At 70.4% G+C, this 14802-nt stretch carries 14 protein-coding genes; 7 read left to right on the top strand and 7 right to left on the bottom strand.

The features are described 5' to 3' along the window. Window positions 1–109 precede the first annotated feature (109 nt). Window positions 110–2146, top strand: coding sequence for a spermidine synthase (locus ABD830_RS02810; RefSeq protein WP_344984684.1), 2037 nt, complete (start codon window positions 110–112; stop codon window positions 2144–2146). Window positions 2147–2164: 18 nt separating this feature from the next. Here the strand turns inward: ABD830_RS02810 and ABD830_RS02805 are convergent, their stop codons facing one another. Together ABD830_RS02805 and ABD830_RS02800 are read right to left on the bottom strand one after the other, a co-directional pair. Then, on the bottom strand, window positions 2165–3721 hold the full coding sequence (locus ABD830_RS02805) for an LCP family protein (protein WP_344984683.1): 1557 nt from the start codon (window positions 3719–3721) through the stop codon (window positions 2165–2167). Between the two features lie 167 nt (window positions 3722–3888). Next, window positions 3889–4893 (bottom strand): neutral zinc metallopeptidase, encoded by a 1005-nt coding sequence (locus ABD830_RS02800; protein WP_344984682.1) that lies wholly within the window; start codon window positions 4891–4893, stop codon window positions 3889–3891. On the opposite strand from ABD830_RS02800, the gene ABD830_RS02795 reads away from it, so the two are divergent. Further along, on the top strand, window positions 4892–5053 hold the full coding sequence (locus tag ABD830_RS02795) for a hypothetical protein (protein WP_344984681.1): 162 nt from the start codon (window positions 4892–4894) through the stop codon (window positions 5051–5053). The genes ABD830_RS02800 and ABD830_RS02795 overlap by 2 nt on opposite strands. Before the next feature lie 393 nt (window positions 5054–5446). After that, a complete protein-coding gene (locus tag ABD830_RS02790) occupies window positions 5447–6316 on the top strand; it encodes a LysR family transcriptional regulator (RefSeq protein WP_344984680.1) in 870 nt (289 codons plus the stop codon). Between the two features lie 166 nt (window positions 6317–6482). On the opposite strand, the gene ABD830_RS02785 is transcribed toward ABD830_RS02790, so the two are convergent. Then, entirely contained in the window at window positions 6483–7829 is a 1347-nt protein-coding gene (locus ABD830_RS02785; protein WP_344984679.1) for a sensor histidine kinase, read from the bottom strand. Beyond that, the gene (locus tag ABD830_RS02780) at window positions 7822–8496 is read right to left on the bottom strand and encodes a response regulator transcription factor (protein WP_344984678.1); all 675 of its coding nucleotides are present in this window, start codon (window positions 8494–8496) and stop codon (window positions 7822–7824) included. Before ABD830_RS02780 ends, ABD830_RS02785 begins: the two co-directional genes overlap by 8 nt. A gap of 127 nt (window positions 8497–8623) precedes the next feature. Here ABD830_RS02780 and ABD830_RS02775 point away from each other — a divergent pair, with 127 nt between their 5' ends. The 3 genes from ABD830_RS02775 to ABD830_RS02765 are packed head-to-tail and all read left to right on the top strand — an operon-like array spanning window position 8624 to window position 11806. Continuing rightward, a complete protein-coding gene (locus ABD830_RS02775; RefSeq protein ID WP_344984677.1) occupies window positions 8624–9817 on the top strand; it encodes a LolA family protein in 1194 nt (397 codons plus the stop codon). After that, complete coding sequence (locus ABD830_RS02770; RefSeq protein WP_344984676.1) at window positions 9814–10800, top strand: ABC transporter ATP-binding protein; 987 nt, start codon at window positions 9814–9816, stop codon at window positions 10798–10800. Before ABD830_RS02775 ends, ABD830_RS02770 begins: the two co-directional genes overlap by 4 nt. Beyond that, window positions 10787–11806 carry an ABC transporter permease gene (locus tag ABD830_RS02765; protein WP_344984675.1) on the top strand — a complete coding sequence of 340 codons (1020 nt, stop codon included), beginning with the start codon at window positions 10787–10789 and terminating at the stop codon, window positions 11804–11806. Before ABD830_RS02770 ends, ABD830_RS02765 begins: the two co-directional genes overlap by 14 nt. A 308-nt stretch (window positions 11807–12114) precedes the next feature. On the opposite strand, the gene ABD830_RS02760 is transcribed toward ABD830_RS02765, so the two are convergent. Together ABD830_RS02760 and ABD830_RS02755 are read right to left on the bottom strand one after the other, a co-directional pair. Next, the gene (locus ABD830_RS02760) at window positions 12115–12843 is read right to left on the bottom strand and encodes a YcnI family copper-binding membrane protein (protein WP_344984674.1); all 729 of its coding nucleotides are present in this window, start codon (window positions 12841–12843) and stop codon (window positions 12115–12117) included. Between the two features lie 49 nt (window positions 12844–12892). Continuing rightward, entirely contained in the window at window positions 12893–13459 is a 567-nt protein-coding gene (locus ABD830_RS02755; protein WP_344984673.1) for an MFS transporter, read from the bottom strand. 127 nt (window positions 13460–13586) lie between these two features. Here ABD830_RS02755 and ABD830_RS02750 point away from each other — a divergent pair, with 127 nt between their 5' ends. Continuing rightward, window positions 13587–14060, top strand: a complete 474-nt coding sequence (locus tag ABD830_RS02750) for a hypothetical protein (RefSeq protein WP_344984672.1) — start codon at window positions 13587–13589, stop codon at window positions 14058–14060. Here the strand turns inward: ABD830_RS02750 and ABD830_RS02745 are convergent. Continuing rightward, entirely contained in the window at window positions 14054–14800 is a 747-nt protein-coding gene (locus ABD830_RS02745; protein WP_344984671.1) for an ABC transporter ATP-binding protein, read from the bottom strand. The two genes, ABD830_RS02750 and ABD830_RS02745, sit on opposite strands and share 7 nt — an antisense overlap. Between the last annotated feature and the right edge of the window lie 2 nt (window positions 14801–14802).

Raw genomic sequence — 14802 nt, 5'->3', positions numbered from 1 at the left:
TTTCAGGGCTTTGACCTGCGTAAATGCCTTAATTAGTGCGAAGCGGACGACATTTCTCGCCGGCCGCCGGACTTCCTAGTTTTCTCTCTCTTCACTACGGTGAGGCAGCATGACGCTCCAGGCGCAGAAGCCGGTCGGGGACGGGGAAAGAGCTCATTGGCTGGCGGTGCGGCCGAGGCTGATCCTCGCCAGCGCTTTCATGCTCTTCCTCGAGCTGGCACTCATCCGGTGGACCGGGTCGAACATCGTCCATCTCAGCTATTTCACGAATTTCGTGCTGCTCGGCTCATTTCTCGGCATCGGGCTCGGGTTCCTGCGCGTGGGGCGGTCGCGGCGGCAGCCGTACTATTCGCCCGTCGTGCTCGCCCTGCTGGTCGCCGTCGTCCTGACCTTCCCCGTGACGGTCGACAGGAACACCGAGGGCGTCCTCTACTGGACCAGCCTGTCCACCACCGGCCCGCCCGCCTGGCTCATCCTGCCGGTGATCTTCTGCGCCGCCGCGCTGGTCCTCATGGGGCCCGCCGAGCTCGTCGGGCGCTGCTTCCCCGAGCTGCCGCGCCTGGAGGCGTACCGCTACGACCTGATCGGCAGCCTCAGCGGGATCGCGGCGTTCACGGCGCTGTCGTTCCTGAGCGCGCCGCCGGTGTTCTGGGGCCTGATCGCGGCCATCTGCTACGGCCTGCTGCTCGTGCCCCGGCCGCGCTCGCTCTACGTCGGGCTGGTCACCGTGCCCTCGCTGGCCGTGGTAGGGCTGCTGCTGATCGAGACACTCACCGCAGGGGCGATCTGGTCGCCGTACTACAAGGTCACGACCAGGCAGCTCACGCAGCTCGGCGTGCTCGTCACCGACATCGCGGTCAACGGCATCCCGCACCAGCAGGCCGTGCCCGCCGCCGCCCGCCTGCAGTGGGAGGCCCAGTACGGGCTGCCGTACGAGCGGAACATGAAACAGCCCAGGGACGTGCTCATCGTCGGCGCGGGCAGCGGCACCGACGTGGCCATCGCGCTGTCCAAGGGCGCGAGCCGCGTGGACGCCGTGGAGATCGACCCCAAGCTGCGCGAGCTCGGCGGCTCGGTCCATCCCGACCGGCCGTACGACGACCCGCGCGTCACCACCCACATCACCGACGGGCGCGCCTTCCTGGAGCGCACGGACGACAAGTACGACCTGATCCTCTTCGCCCTGCCCGACTCGCTCACCCTCGTCTCCGGGGCCTCCTCGCTGCGCCTGGAGAGCTACCTGTTCACCGAGGAGGCCATGCGGGCCGCCCGCGCCCACCTCAAGCCGGGCGGCACGTTCTCGATGTACAACTACTACCGCGAGAGCTGGCTCGTCGACCGCCTCGCGTCCACGATGCAGCGCGCCTTCGGCCACAAGCCGTGCGTGGACGTCGTCAGCACCGCCGGCCAGCAGGCCGTGATCACGGCCGGCCTGACCACGTCCGACCAGCGCTGCGCGGCCGAGTGGCCGGGCGCCGCCCCCGGCACCCCGCAGCCCGCCAACGACGACCGGCCGTTCCTCTACCTCAAGGACGCCACGATCCCGCCGATCTACATCATCACGCTCGGCCTGATCCTCCTCGTCAGCCTCTTCGCCGTCCGCGTCGTGGCGGGGCCCTATGAGCGGATGCGCCCCTACTCGGACCTGTTCCTGCTGGGCGTGGCGTTCATGCTGCTGGAGACCAAGAGCGTGACCGGGTTCGCGCTGCTGTTCGGCACCACGTGGGTCGTGAACGCGATCGTCTTCGCCGGCGTCCTGGTCGCGGTCCTCGCCGCCGTCGAGGTCACCCGCCGCTTCCGCGTCCCGCCCCTGCCGGTCATGTACGGCGTGCTCCTCGCGGGCCTGCTGCTGGCCTGGCTGGTGCCGAACGCGTGGCTCCTGTCGCTCCCGCTGCCGCTGCGGGCCGTGGCGGCCGTGGTCGTGGCGTTCCTGCCGATCTTCGCGGCGAACGTCGTCTTCGCCAAGCGCTTCGCCGACACGGCCGACGCGACCACGTCCTTCGGCGCGAACCTGCTGGGCGCCATGGTGGGCGGCTGCCTCGAGTACGCGGCGCTGGTGATCGGCTACAAGGGCCTGCTCATCGTGGCCGCGGTGCTCTACCTCGGCGCCATGGCGCTGCTGCCGAGGAAGTCCGCGGCGGTGTGACGGGCGCGGCCCGGAAGGTCATGACAGGCCGCAGAGCTCGCTGAGGGACTTGGCGCCGGACTTCTGGGAGTTCCTCGTCGGCGTCTGCGTGGGCGTCGCGGCCTGCGTGCGCGTCGGCGAGGCCGAGGAGGACGTCCCGCTGGGGGACGCGGTCACATTGGCCGTCTGCGCCTGCCCGGCGGGCCGCATCGAGTCGCTCAGCGCCTTCTTCGCCGCCTGGCGGATCTTCATCCAGTCGGGCCGGCCCGAGTAGAACTCCGGCGGGACGAACTGCAGGCTGGTGATCCGCGCGTTCTTGACCTTGACGGCCAGCTCCACCAGCGGCTGCACCAGGTGCTGCGGGATGTTGGTCCTGGCCAGCCGCTTGGCCGCGCCGGCGATCTTGGAGAAGTTGGTGAGGATCTTGGCGGGGGTGGCCTGCTGGGCGAAGGCGCCGATGACGCAGCGCTGGCGGGCCATGCGGGAGAAGTCGTCGCTGTCCACGCGGGAGCGGCCGTACCAGAGGGCCTGCTCGCCCGAGAGCTTCCGGTAGCCCGCCTTGATGGTGCCCGCCGTGCCGTAGTGGCCGCCCCACTTGACGTCCTGCTCGACGCGGATCTTGAGACCGCCGATGGCGTCGACGAGGTCCGCGAAGCCGTACATGTTCATCAGCATGTAGTAGTCGATCTTGAGGTTCAGCGTGTAGCCGATGGCGTCCATCAGCGCCCGGGGACCCTTGTCCTTGCCGCCCATGAGCTGCGGGTTGTCGTTGGCGTACTGCCAGACCTCGTTGAGCAGCCCGCCGTTCGGGAGCTCGGCCATGTAGCCGTTCGGGAACTGCTTGTGCAGCGGCGAGCTCGGGGGGAAGCGCACGTGCTGCAGGTTGCGCGGCAGGCTGAACAGCACGGTGTTGCCTGTCTTGAGGTCCACGCTGGCCACGTTCATGCTGTCGGTCCGCACGCCGGTGCGGTTGCCCGCCGCGTCGCCGCCGATGAGCAGGAAGTTCACGCGGTCCTTGCCGCCCCACGGGTCCTCGCCCTCCTTCGGAGGAGGCGGGACCTCGGGGTCGTCGGGCTGCGAGGGGAAGATCTTCTGGATCGTGTCCCGCAGTGTCAGGACGTAGTTGGCCGTCAGCGCGAACGGCGACATCACCGCCACGCACAGCACCCCGACCATGATGCCGGTCAGCACCTGGCCGGGCTGGTTGAGCCGGTTGGGGCCGAGGGCGATGTACGAGGTCACCAGCACCGCGAACCACACCAGCGCGCCGACCGAGGCCACGACGACCACGGTGACCATCTTCCCGTCCCCGGCGAACGAGGCGTAGTCCTCCGCGTTGCGATGCGTGAGCCAGAAGGCCAGCGCCGCCAGCAGCAGCACCACGTACGCGCTGAGGAGCGCCAGCCCGGCACGGCGGCGCCCGGCGCGCAGATGGGCGGCGCCGGGCGCGATGGCGGACAGGGCGGTCCACCCGAGTACGGAGGCGGTCGTGAGGGGCTTGGCGAAGCGAGGGGCGGAGGAGCCGGGACGCGGGCGGCGGATGGGCCGCCGTTTCGTGTCTCCGGGTGCGGTCTCTGCCCCGTCGCTGTTGCTCACACCCGGCTCCTTACACGCCTACCAGGTAAAACTGGTGTTTGTCCCCCTTTGAGGGCAAGATTGCCAGGATTCTAGCTGCCATATCTGGACATCAGAGACATGTGCCCAAGCTGAGATGAACATTGCGTGCCTTGTGGGGGATTTTTTACCTTTCACCTGCACGAAGGTCAGGAGACCGTCGAGGCGGGCGCGAGCCAGGTGTTGCACTGGTACGTCTTGCTCTTCTCCCAGCCCTGCCTGAACCAGAGGTTGTTGTTCGCGGGCCTGCCGTGGTCGCGCGGCCAGCCCGGATAGTCGCCCACCTGGCCGTAGAACCAGAACAGGCGGGAGCGCAGGGAGGTGGTCACCGGGTACGACGACGCCACCGACCGCATCCACATGCCGCCGAGACAGGTGGCCTGCAGCTCCAGCCGCCTGCTGAGCGCCAGCTTGCCGCTCTGGCCGGAGGAGTCGACGGTCGCCTGCCACCAGGAGTTCATCACGCCCGTGATGTTCTGGACGTGGTGCCCGTACTCATGGGCCAGCATGCTGATGATGCCGCCGTGCCAGGAGATGATCTGGCCGTACCCGCGGGCGTTGCCGTTGCCCCTCGCCATGGCCGAGGTGGAGGCGTAGATCGTGTTGTTGCGCGGGCAGTAGTACGGCACCATGCTGCCGGCCGACGGGTAGTCGCCGCACGCGCCCCTGCCCCGCTTGGCCGCGATGGCGTAGCTGGGCGGGCTGAACTGGATGCCCTGCTTCTCCAGGATCGGGCCCCATGCCTGGTCCATGCACTTGCCGGTCTTCAGGATCAGCGCCTTGAGCTGGCTGTGGCTGAAGATGTTCGCGTTGCCGGCGGGGCAGCTCAACCTGGGCAGTGAGCCGGCCCGGTACATGGTGTTGTTCTTCAGGCTCGTGTTGAGGGTGGCCCTGGGCTGCTGCGGCTGGGTGGGCGTCGTCTCCGGCTCGCTGGTCTCCTGCTGGGTGGGCTCCTCGGAGTGCGACCGCGTCGGCGTCCAGTCGGGGGTGGGCTCGTCGGTGCTGCTCTCCGACGGCTCGTACGTCGGGATGGCGACCGGCGTCGTCGTCTCCGACCTCGACGAGCTCTTGAGCAACGCCGCCCCGATGACGAGCAGCACGAACAGCGCCGCGACCGAACCGACCACGGTGCCGATCACGCCGATGACGCCCATGCCCGACTTCTTGCGCTGCGGCGGCCCCCACTGCGCCGGCGGCAAGGGCGGCGGAGGGGGAGGGGGTGGCGGCGGCTGCCGGTACGGCTGCTGTCCGTACGGCGGCTGCGGTGGCGGCGGGTACTGCGGGCTGCCCTGCGGCGGGTACGCCGGCCGCTGAGGCGCCTGCTGTGGCCACTGCGGTTGGGCAGGGCCCTGCGGGGGAGCTGGGGGCGGTGGCGGTGGCGGGTACGGTTGCCTGCCGCCCTGCTGCGGCTGGCCGTAGTTCGGCGGCGGCCACGGCAATGACGGTGGCCTCTGTGGCTGCCCTGGCCCCTGTGGCGGGGGTGGATAGTGTCCGTTCCCTGTCACCGTGTCTCCCCGTTCACCCGGTTGTCTGGAATGGATGGCTCTGGGGTGCGACTTGCCGGACCCTTGCCAAATTTGGGGCAAAAGCATACTGATTTATCACCCGTCACGGATGTAGCAGTGCTCGGTTACGGTCCGAAATCATTCGAGGTGATCTCGGTTATCTCCCGGTCTCCGCGGCGGGCGTTGCCCTAGCTTCGTTGGCATGAATCTCCAGCAGCTCCGCTATGTGGTCGCGACTGCGGAGCACCGCACCATGACCGACGCGGCCAGATCGCTTTACATCGCGCAGCCTGCGCTGTCACGCGCGATCCGCGATCTTGAGCGAGAGCTAGGCATGACGCTCTTCGCTCGTTCCGGCCGCGGCGTGGTCGTCACCGCCCAAGGTCGTCGGGTGGTCAAGCTGGCGAGGGAGGCGCTCGATGCCGTTCACGAGATCGAGAGCCTGGCCAACACCAGCGGAGTCACGGACGCCGAGCTCCGCATCGCCTCCACGCCCAGCCTCGAACCCGGCCTCGCCGGACGGCTGCTCCCGGCCTACGCGGCCGAGCACCCGGGAGTACGCGTGCACATCGTCCGCTGCGACGGCAGAGACGCCGTGGTCAGCGCCATCAGGGACCAGCGGGCCGACCTCGGGCTCACCGATCTGCCCGTCCCCACCGACCTCATCACCCACCCGCTCGAGCGCCAGGAGATCGTGCTGATCTCCCCGCCCGGGCTCGAACTCCCCAATCCGGTGCCGATGGGCAAGCTGCACGGCATGCGCCTGGCACTCCCGGCCCGCGGCAGCATGCGGCGCAGGGAGCTGGACGCGATGTTCGGCAAGTACGCGGTGAGCCCCGTGGTCGTGCTCGAAACCGACGAGCGCAACGGCTGGCTCAACGCCGTACGCGCCGGCCAGGCGTCGTTGCTCTGGTACCGCGGCATGGCCGAACAGGCCGCCCGCGCAGGCTTGATCGTGCGCTCGCTCGAGCCCGCCGTGCGTCGCGTCATCGCCGTCGTGCACGCCCGCCGCCGCCTCCCGCTGATCGCCCAGGACTTCCTGGCGACGGCAGAAAAGGGGACAGCAGCCTGACCAGATTAGGAACGCTCCATGCTTATGGCCTCTGCTCCGCAGAGGCGGGCTCGGTCGCTCTTGATACCGCCGCCTTCCCCCGCTCTGGTCGCTACGCTCCCGCCGCTCCTCCAGGCGGCGGCGCTCCCTCGCACCACCCGCACTAGAGAACGCACGCGAAGGCCCGTCAGGGGGAGACGGGCAGCCGCACCACAGCCCGCAGCCCGGGCCCGGCGTCCTCCAGGACGACCGTCCCGCCGTGCGCCCGCACGGTCTCGCGTACGATGGCCAGCCCCAGCCCGGTGCCGCCCTCGTCACGGCTGCGACCGGAATCCAGCCTGGTGAAACGGTTGAAGACGCGCTCGCGATCCTGCTCGGGAATGCCCGGCCCGTCGTCGGTCACCGTCAGCACGCCGTCCGCGGTCAGCGCCACCTCGACCTTCGACGAGGTATGACGTACCGCGTTGTCCATCAGGTTCGTCAACACCCGGCTCAGGTCGAGGGCGTCGCCCCGCACCACGACCGGGTCGCACACCGTCAGGCGCGCCTCGGCGTACCTGTCGACGGTCTGCCGCACCACCTCGTCCAGCTCGACGGGCTCGCGCCTGGCGGGCACGCCGCCCCGCTCGTCCAGCCTGGCCAGCGCCAGCAGGTCCTCGGCCAGCCTGGACAGCCGCATCGTGTCCTCCAGGACGCCCTCGGCGGTCTCCTGCCAGTCCTGACCCTCGGGATGCCCGAGCGCGACCTCCAGCTGCAGCCTGATGCTGGCCAGAGGGCTGCGCAGCTCGTGCGCGGCGTCGGAGACCAGCGCCCGCTGGCGCTGCTCCGCCTCCTCCAGCCGGGCGAGCATGTCGTTCAGCGTGGTGGCCAGCGAGTGCACCTCGTCGCGTGACTGCGGCACCGGCAGCCGGCGCGATCTGGCCGTGTGCGTGATCTCAGCCGCGCCCCTGCGCAGCGCCGCGATCGGGCGCAGCGTGCGACCGATCATGAGCCAGCTCGCCACCGCGAGCAGCACGATCAGCGCGGGCGTGCCCACCAGCAGCACCCTGCCTGCCGTGCCCAGGCTGGTCTGGATCTCGCTGATGGGCCTGGCCGCGATCACGGTCTGCCCGTGGTCCGCGCGGAGCACGATCACCCACAGCGGCCCGGGGATCGCGTACGGCCGGCCGTCCAGGAGCGTGGCCTGCCCGTGCTTCAGCACCTTTGCCCTGGCCTGGGCGTCCAGTAGCGGAACGAGCCGGTCGGTGCCGTACGTGACGTGTGTGATCCGCCCCTGGGCGTCGATGACCTGCACGATCGTGCCGTCGTGCGTGGTGATGGGGCTGGTCAGCGTGCCCGCGTCGGCCGCCACGCGCACGGACTGGGCCTGCTGCCTGATGGACTCGTCCACCGTGTCCATGAGCGCCCGCTCCAGCACGCTGAGCAGCACCGACGCCGACACGGCCAGCGCCAGTGCGAGCACCGCGGCGGCCGCCGCCGTGAGCCTGAACCGCAGCCCCTGCCGCCGCCACCACAGGAGCGGGGAGTCAGCCACCGTCGCCCGCCAGGCGGTAGCCCGCGCCGCGCACGGTCTGGAGCGCGTTCCTGCCGAAGGGGGCGTCGATCTTGCGACGCAGGTAGCCGACGTACACCTCGACGACGTTCGGGTCGGTGTCGAAGGTGTCCCAGACGTGCTCGAGGATCTCCGCCTTGGACACGACCTCGTCCCGCCGCCGGATCAGGTACTCCAGCAGCGAGAACTCCCTCGGCGTCAGCTCGATCACGCTCTCGCCCCGCTCGACCCTGCGCCGCGCCGGGTCCAGCGACAGATCGCCCGCCACCAGCACCGACGGCCGCCGCCCCGAGTCGCGCCGCAGCAGCGCCCGCAGCCTCGCCACCAGCACCACGTACGAGAACGGCTTGGTCAGGTAGTCGTCGGCCCCCAGGTCCAGCCCGTCGGCCATGTCGTATTCGCCGTCCTTGGCGGAGAGCATGAGGATCGGCACCCAGTTCTCCTCGGCGCGCAGCTGCTTGCACACGTTGTAGCCCGACAGCCTGGGCAGCATGATGTCGAGCACCACGATGTCGTAGTCGCCCTGCCTGGCCGCGTGGAGCCCTTCCTCGCCGTCGTGGGCGAGGTCCACCGCGAACCCCTCAGCTTGGAGCCCCCGCTGAAGCGCGGCGGCCATCCGCCGTTCGTCCTCGACGACAAGTACTCTCATGTGGCGATTCTCCCGTTCCTGCCCTGAGATGACGCTGAGAAGACTGAGAGCCGTCTCAGACAGTCTCAGGTTTGCCTAAGGATGCATCACGCAGGCTCTGAGCATCGACATACCGTTAAGGAGTGAGATGCGCAGAGGCACGTTCGTGAGGTGGGGAGTCCCGATCGCCGCCGCGGCGGTGATCGGAGCCGCGATCGGCGCCGGCCCCGTGATAGCCGCGGTGAGCGGTGACCCCGTGCTGCCGGAGCGTTCGGCGCAGCAGCTGCTGGCCGACGCCGTGGCGGCGACCAGCAAGCAGGGCGGCATCCCGCCGATGTCCGGCACCGTGCAGCAGACGGCCTCGCTCGGCCTGCCGGCGCTGCCGCAGACCGGCGCGGAGTCGCCGCTGAGCCTGCTGTCGGGCTCGCACGAGGTGAAGGTCTGGTACGGCGCCAAGGACAAGCTACGGGTGGCCATGCCGACCCAGCTGAACGAGACCAACCTGATCGTCAACGGCGACCAGGCCTGGTACTGGGAGAGCGCCACCAACACGGCCACCAAGGTGACCGTCAAGGCGGGCACGGAGCAGGAGCACAACCTGGCCACGCCCAAGCCGACCGACCTGACCCCGCAGCAGGTGGCCGAGCGGCTGCTGGCCAACGTCGACCAGCACACCGCGGTCCGCGTGATCAACACGGCCGAGGTGGCGGGCCGGTCGGCCTACCAGCTCGTGCTGGCGCCCAAGGACGCGGGCTCCCTGGTGCAGGAGATCCGCATCGCGCTCGACGGCGAGACGTACGTCCCGCTGCAGGTGCAGGTCTACGCCAAGGAGTCGGCCGAGCCGGCGTTCCAGGTCGGGTTCACGCAGGTGACGTTCACGCCGCCGGCGGACGAGAACTTCACCTTCACCCCGCCCGCGGGCGCCAAGGTGAAGGAGCAGACTCTCGGCACGGAGATCGAGCAGGGCGCGGAGCAGCGCGCCGAGCACGCCAAGGACGTCGCGGACCGGGCGAAGGTCGTGGGGCAGGGCTGGACGACCGTGGCGGTCGTGCCGTTCTCGCTGGCGGACCTGAAGGCCGGGACGTCCGCGGCCACTGGGACGCCGTCGGCCACTGGGACGCCTTCGGACACGGGTGACGGCAAGCGCTTCGGCGGCGGCGACGCCGACCCGAGCGTGCTGGTCGACAGCGTGCTGAAGTCCGCCACCCCGGTGAGCGGCGCGTGGGGCTCCGGCAAGCTGATCAAGACCAAGCTCGTCACCGCCCTTCTGACCGACGACGGCCGCCTGCTGGTCGGCGCGGTCACCCCGGAGGAGATCACCAAGGCGGCGGGCATCAAGTGACCGCCGTCACGCAGGAAGCGGGGGCGCCCTTCGGGGCGGCCCCGCCCCCGGGGGCGGAGGCCGGGGAGTTCGCCATCGTCACGGAGGGGCTGACCAAGCGCTTCCGCGACGGCCAGGTCGCCGTGGACGCGCTGGACCTGGCCGTCCCGCGCGGCTCGGTGTTCGGCTTCCTGGGGCCGAACGGCTCGGGCAAGACCACCACGATCCGCATGCTGCTCGGCCTGGTCGCGCCGACGTCGGGGGAGTACTCCGTGCTCGGCCTGCCGCAGGTCCAGGCCCTGCCCAAGGTGGGGGCGCTGGTCGAGGGGCCGGCCTTCTACCCGTACCTGTCGGGCTCGGCCAACCTGACGCGCTTCGACGCCGCCGACCCCACCGCCCCGCGTGGCACCGCCAGGCGGCGGATCGCCGAGGCGCTCGAGCGCGTGGGCCTGTCGGCCGCGGCCGGCAAGCGCTACCGCAACTACTCCCTCGGCATGCGCCAGCGCCTGGCCATCGCCGCCGCCCTGCTGGGGCCGCGCGAGCTGCTCATCCTGGACGAGCCGACCAACGGCCTCGACCCGCAGGGCACGCGCGAGGTCCGCACGCTGGTCAAGGAGATCGCCGCAGACGGCACCACCGTCTTCGTCTCCTCGCACCTGCTCGCGGAGGTGGAGCAGATGTGCACGCACGCGGCGATCATGCGTACCGGCAAGCTCGTGGCCCAGGGCACGATCGCCTCCCTCAGCGGCGGGATCGTGGCACGCGTCCGGGTGGAGACTCCCGACGTGGCGGACGCCGCCCGGGTGCTCGGCCGGCTCGGCCTCGCCGACGTGCGGTCCGCGTCCGGGGAAGCGACGGCTGAACTGGGCGGGCACGCGCCGGAGCGGATCAACGCCGCGCTGGTGGAGGAGGGCGTGGCCGTACGCGGGCTGGCCGTGCTGCGGCCGAGCCTGGAGGACGTGTTCGTCGGACTGACAGGGGAGGGCTTCGATGTCGACGGCTGAAACGGCGGGACCCTTGGGACCGGCCACGTCGGCTGCGGCGACGTCGGTGGGGGCCTCGGCTTCAACGTCGGCGACCGGGACGCAGACCGCCCGCCGCACGCCCGGCCTCGTACCCGTCACGGAGACCATGCGCACCACGGAACGCCGCCGGCCGCCGGAGCCACCCGGCGCCGCCCCCGCCCTCACGGGAAGGACGTGGCCGTTCTGGCGCCTGCTCGGCTCGGAGCTGGGCCTGACGTTCCGCCGCCCGCGCAACCTGGTGATGCTGGCCGTGCTCGGCGTCGTGCCGGTCGTCATCGGCGTGGCGCTGCGCATCGTCAGCTCCGAGGAGGGCATGGGCGGGATCATCGCGGACGTCGCGGGCAACAGCCTGATGCTGACGTTCGCCTCGTTCTCGTTCCTCGTGCTGCTGCTGATGCCGGTCGCCGTCAGCGTGGTGGCGGGCGACTCGATCGCGGGCGAGGCCGGGGCGGGGACGCTCCGCTACCTGCTGGCCGCTCCGGCGGGACGCACCCGGCTGCTGCTCGTCAAATACCTCAACGCGGTCGTCTTCGCGTACGCGGTGACCGCGGTGGTGGCGCTGACGGCCCTGCTGACGGGCCTGATCCTCTTCCCCGCCGGTCCTGTGACGCTGCTGTCGGGCACCACGATCTCGATGACGGACGGCCTGCTGCGCATCCTCATCGCCGTCGGGTACGTCGGCGCCGGGATGGCCGCCCTGGCCGCCATCGGGGTGGCGCTGTCGACGTTCACCGAGGTCTCCATCGGGGCCATCGCGGCCACCCTGGTGCTGGTCATCGTCTGCCAGGTGCTCCGGGCGATCCCGGAGCTGAACTCGATCACGCCGTACCTGCTGCCGACCAGGTTCACGAACTTCGACGCGGTGCTGCGCAGCCCGATCGACATGGGGGCGCTGAGAGACGGGCTGGTGACGTTCGGGGCGTACATCGTGCTGTTCGGCTCGATCGCGTGGGCGCGCTTCTCCGGCAAGGACATCACCTCCTGACCCCGCACCGCCGACCCGGCTGCCGCCCGGTCCGGCGACTGCCCTGAGCGCTACCCGCACGCGACGACGCCTGCGCGCCCCCACGACCACGTGGATGCGGCCGCCCCGCGCCACGGCGCTCGGCTTGCGTGACGGCGCCCCCGCATGCAAACGGCGCCCGGCGCGATGTGTGCAGTGCCTGGCCCTCTGGCGAGGCGGTGAGAAGCGTTCGCCGGGTGCTCAGCCCCTGGGGAGGCGGTGGGAAGCACCCCGCCCGCTCGGGACCCTCGGATGGGGTGGGAGCCCGGGGAGGCGGGGCACCGGGAGCGTCAGGAGGTGGGGCGGCGGCGGAGGCCGAGGGCGCCGATCACGATGCCGATGACGCCCACCACCAGCCCGGCCCCGCCCAGGAGGCGGGCCGTCCCGTCAGAGGTGGACGCCGAGGAGGCCGCCACGGGAGTCACCGAAGGGGCGGCGCCGGCCGGAGCGGCAGAGGCGGAGGCCATGCCGTGGTGATCGTCATCCCCACTGGCAGGAACCAGCTTGAGCGTCGGGGCAGGGTGCTCGGCCTCGGTGCCGTCAGCCTTGGGCGGGTCTGCCCAGGTCACGACCTCACCCCCCGAGTACGTCTGCTTGGTCGGGAACGTCAGCGACTCCGTGTCCTTGGGCAGCTGCCCCATGGACACCTCGAACTCCTGGAACTCCCCAGAGTTGATCTTGCCGCCCGACCACACGATCTTGGTCACGGCCTCCTTGAGGTCGCCGTACTCGGTCTTGACCGGCTTGGGCAGCTTGCCCTGCGTGACCTTGACGTCCCAGCCCGGCAGGGGCTTGACCGACACGAACGCCAGCGGATGGTCGGTCGGGAAGTCGACCTCGATCTTGACGGTCGAGGCGTCGTCGCGTTCGTTCGGCACCCGGAACGCGACCTTGGTGAACCCGCCCTGCTCGGCGGTGCCCGGCTGGATGGTGACGTGGGCCAGCGCCGGGATGGCGAGCCCGACGGTGAGGGCGGTGGCGGCGGCGAACACGGTCGCCGTACGACGTACGAAGGACATGCGGAGAACTCCACTTGGTGAATGGGAAAGCAAAAGGGGTGTCAGATGGTCAGGCGGGAAGTGGAGGACCTCGCCTGGCCACGCAGTGCCGGAACTCCGGCTGGAGCGGGACGACCCTGGTCAGCACGATCGGCGCGGCAGCCCGTACGGCAGGCACGGCGATCGCCGGGAACAGCATGAGGCGGCGGCCGACGAGGCGCAGCAGCGTCCAGAGCGCGGCCTCGCCGCGCGCCAGCCACAGGCCCGTGATCAGCGTGGCCGTCACGTGCGTGAGCAGCATCCCGGTGGTCACGCTCAGGCCGCCCTGAGCATGGCTGTGCCCGACGACGTCCGTCGAGAACAGCCCGCGCAGCGAGAAGTAGGTCCCGCCGTCGCCCGCGAACAGCTCGTGCAGACCCAGCTGAGCACCCATCAGCACGATGGTGACCGTCGTCGTCGAGCGTTCCCTGCCGCACAGCGCCAGCCCCAGCGCGGACACGCCCGCGAGCCCCAGACCGGCGGCCCACGGCGCGGGCGCCGAGCCGCCGCCCAGCATGTGGGCGAACGCGGCGAGAGCCACGCAGACGGCGGAGAAGGCGGCCGTCCGCGCGAGTCGGAGAGGGAGTTGCGCATGCATGGGTGTGCCTCATGCTCTCACGGGGCAGTCACTCATGAGACCCAGAGTGCGAAGTCAGCAATAACTGTCCGAAATGGGCATTTGTCGCTAGGGTCGTGCCGACCGCGTTGACATAGAGGTGAGAACGTTGCGGCACTTAGGTGGATTCTTCATCGGGCTTGTCGTGACGGCGGCCTTGCTGGGAGGCGGCGGCTGGGCCGTTCAGCAGGCCGTCGGCAATGCGGCGGCGAACCCGCCGGACAACCAGAAGATGTGGATCGCGCTGGGCGCGATGGCCGCGATCGGGCTGGTCTACGGGTTGGTGGTGGCGGGCCGGATATCGCCGCTGGCGACGTTCGTGCCGTCGATGGTCCTGCTGGCCTGGACGGTCGTCTACGCCCTCGACGTGAACCGGGCGCTCTCCCTCATCCCGAGCGAGCCGTCGGTCAACCAGCTCATCAGGGACGCCGGCTCCGGCGCCAAGACGTTGCTCACGACGGGCGTGTACGCCCTGCTCGGCGTGGCGCTGTTCATCCCCGTGCTGATGCCGTCGCGCTGGTCGCGGCGGGACGACGACCTGGACGAGGACTACGAGGCCACGCCGGAGGGCAGCTACTACTGAGGCGCGGCCGTGTAGAGGCGGGTGACCACCTCCTCGAGGCTCGACTGCTCGGGCGCCGTGGCCATCAGGTCGTCGAGCGTTCCGTCGAAGGCCAGCCGCCCATGGTCGATCAGCATGACCCGGCGGCACAGGCGTTCGATGTCGCCCAGGTCATGCGTGGTGAGCAGCACGGTCGTGCCCTGCTCGGCGTTGACGCGCTGCAGGAAGTCCCTGATGCTGGCCTTGCTCACCACGTCCAGCCCGATCGTCGGCTCGTCCAGCACCAGCACGTCGGGCGCGTGCAGCAGCGCCGCCGCCAGGTCGCCGCGCATGCGCTGGCCCAGGCTGAGCTGGCGCACCGGCGTACGCATGAACCCGCCCAGGTCGAGCGTCTCGGTCAGCTCGCCCAGCCGCGACCTGAACGTGGCGCGGTCCACCTTGTACAGGTGGCGGATCAGCTCGAAGCTGTCGGCGAGCGGCAGGTCCCACCAGAGCGTCGTACGCTGCCCGAACACCACCCCGATCCGCCGGGCCAGGGTCGTGCGCCTGCGCGATGGGTCGAGCCCGGCCACCCGGACCTGGCCCGACGTGGGCGTCAGGATGCCGCACAGCATCTTGATCGTGGTGGACTTGCCCGCGCCGTTGGGTCCGAGGTAGCCGACGAACTCCCCGGCCGACACGGTGAACGACAGATCGCGCACGGCGTGCACGACCCTCCGTTTGATCTTGAACGAGCGTCCGGCCCCGTCAAGTTCGATCATGG

It is taken from the genome of Nonomuraea helvata, assembly GCF_039535785.1.
In the GTDB taxonomy this organism is placed as follows: domain Bacteria; phylum Actinomycetota; class Actinomycetes; order Streptosporangiales; family Streptosporangiaceae; genus Nonomuraea; species Nonomuraea helvata.
The sequence above is the reverse complement of the archived record's forward strand: the minus strand, read 5'-3'. Positions and strand labels throughout refer to the sequence as shown.

Coding starts and splice junctions, on each gene's coding strand:
- ABD830_RS02810 (WP_344984684.1), top strand. CDS start 110: ATGACGCTCCAGGCGCAGAAGCCGGTCGGGGACGGGGAAAGAGCTCAT.
- ABD830_RS02775 (WP_344984677.1), top strand. CDS start 8,624: ATGCGCAGAGGCACGTTCGTGAGGTGGGGAGTCCCGATCGCCGCCGCG.
- ABD830_RS02765 (WP_344984675.1), top strand. CDS start 10,787: ATGTCGACGGCTGAAACGGCGGGACCCTTGGGACCGGCCACGTCGGCT.
- ABD830_RS02760 (WP_344984674.1), bottom strand. CDS start 12,843: ATGTCCTTCGTACGTCGTACGGCGACCGTGTTCGCCGCCGCCACCGCC.
- ABD830_RS02800 (WP_344984682.1), bottom strand. CDS start 4,893: ATGGGCGTCATCGGCGTGATCGGCACCGTGGTCGGTTCGGTCGCGGCG.
- ABD830_RS02790 (WP_344984680.1), top strand. CDS start 5,447: ATGAATCTCCAGCAGCTCCGCTATGTGGTCGCGACTGCGGAGCACCGC.
- ABD830_RS02745 (WP_344984671.1), bottom strand. CDS start 14,800: ATGATCGAACTTGACGGGGCCGGACGCTCGTTCAAGATCAAACGGAGG.
- ABD830_RS02795 (WP_344984681.1), top strand. CDS start 4,892: ATGCCCGACTTCTTGCGCTGCGGCGGCCCCCACTGCGCCGGCGGCAAG.
- ABD830_RS02780 (WP_344984678.1), bottom strand. CDS start 8,496: ATGAGAGTACTTGTCGTCGAGGACGAACGGCGGATGGCCGCCGCGCTT.
- ABD830_RS02755 (WP_344984673.1), bottom strand. CDS start 13,459: ATGCATGCGCAACTCCCTCTCCGACTCGCGCGGACGGCCGCCTTCTCC.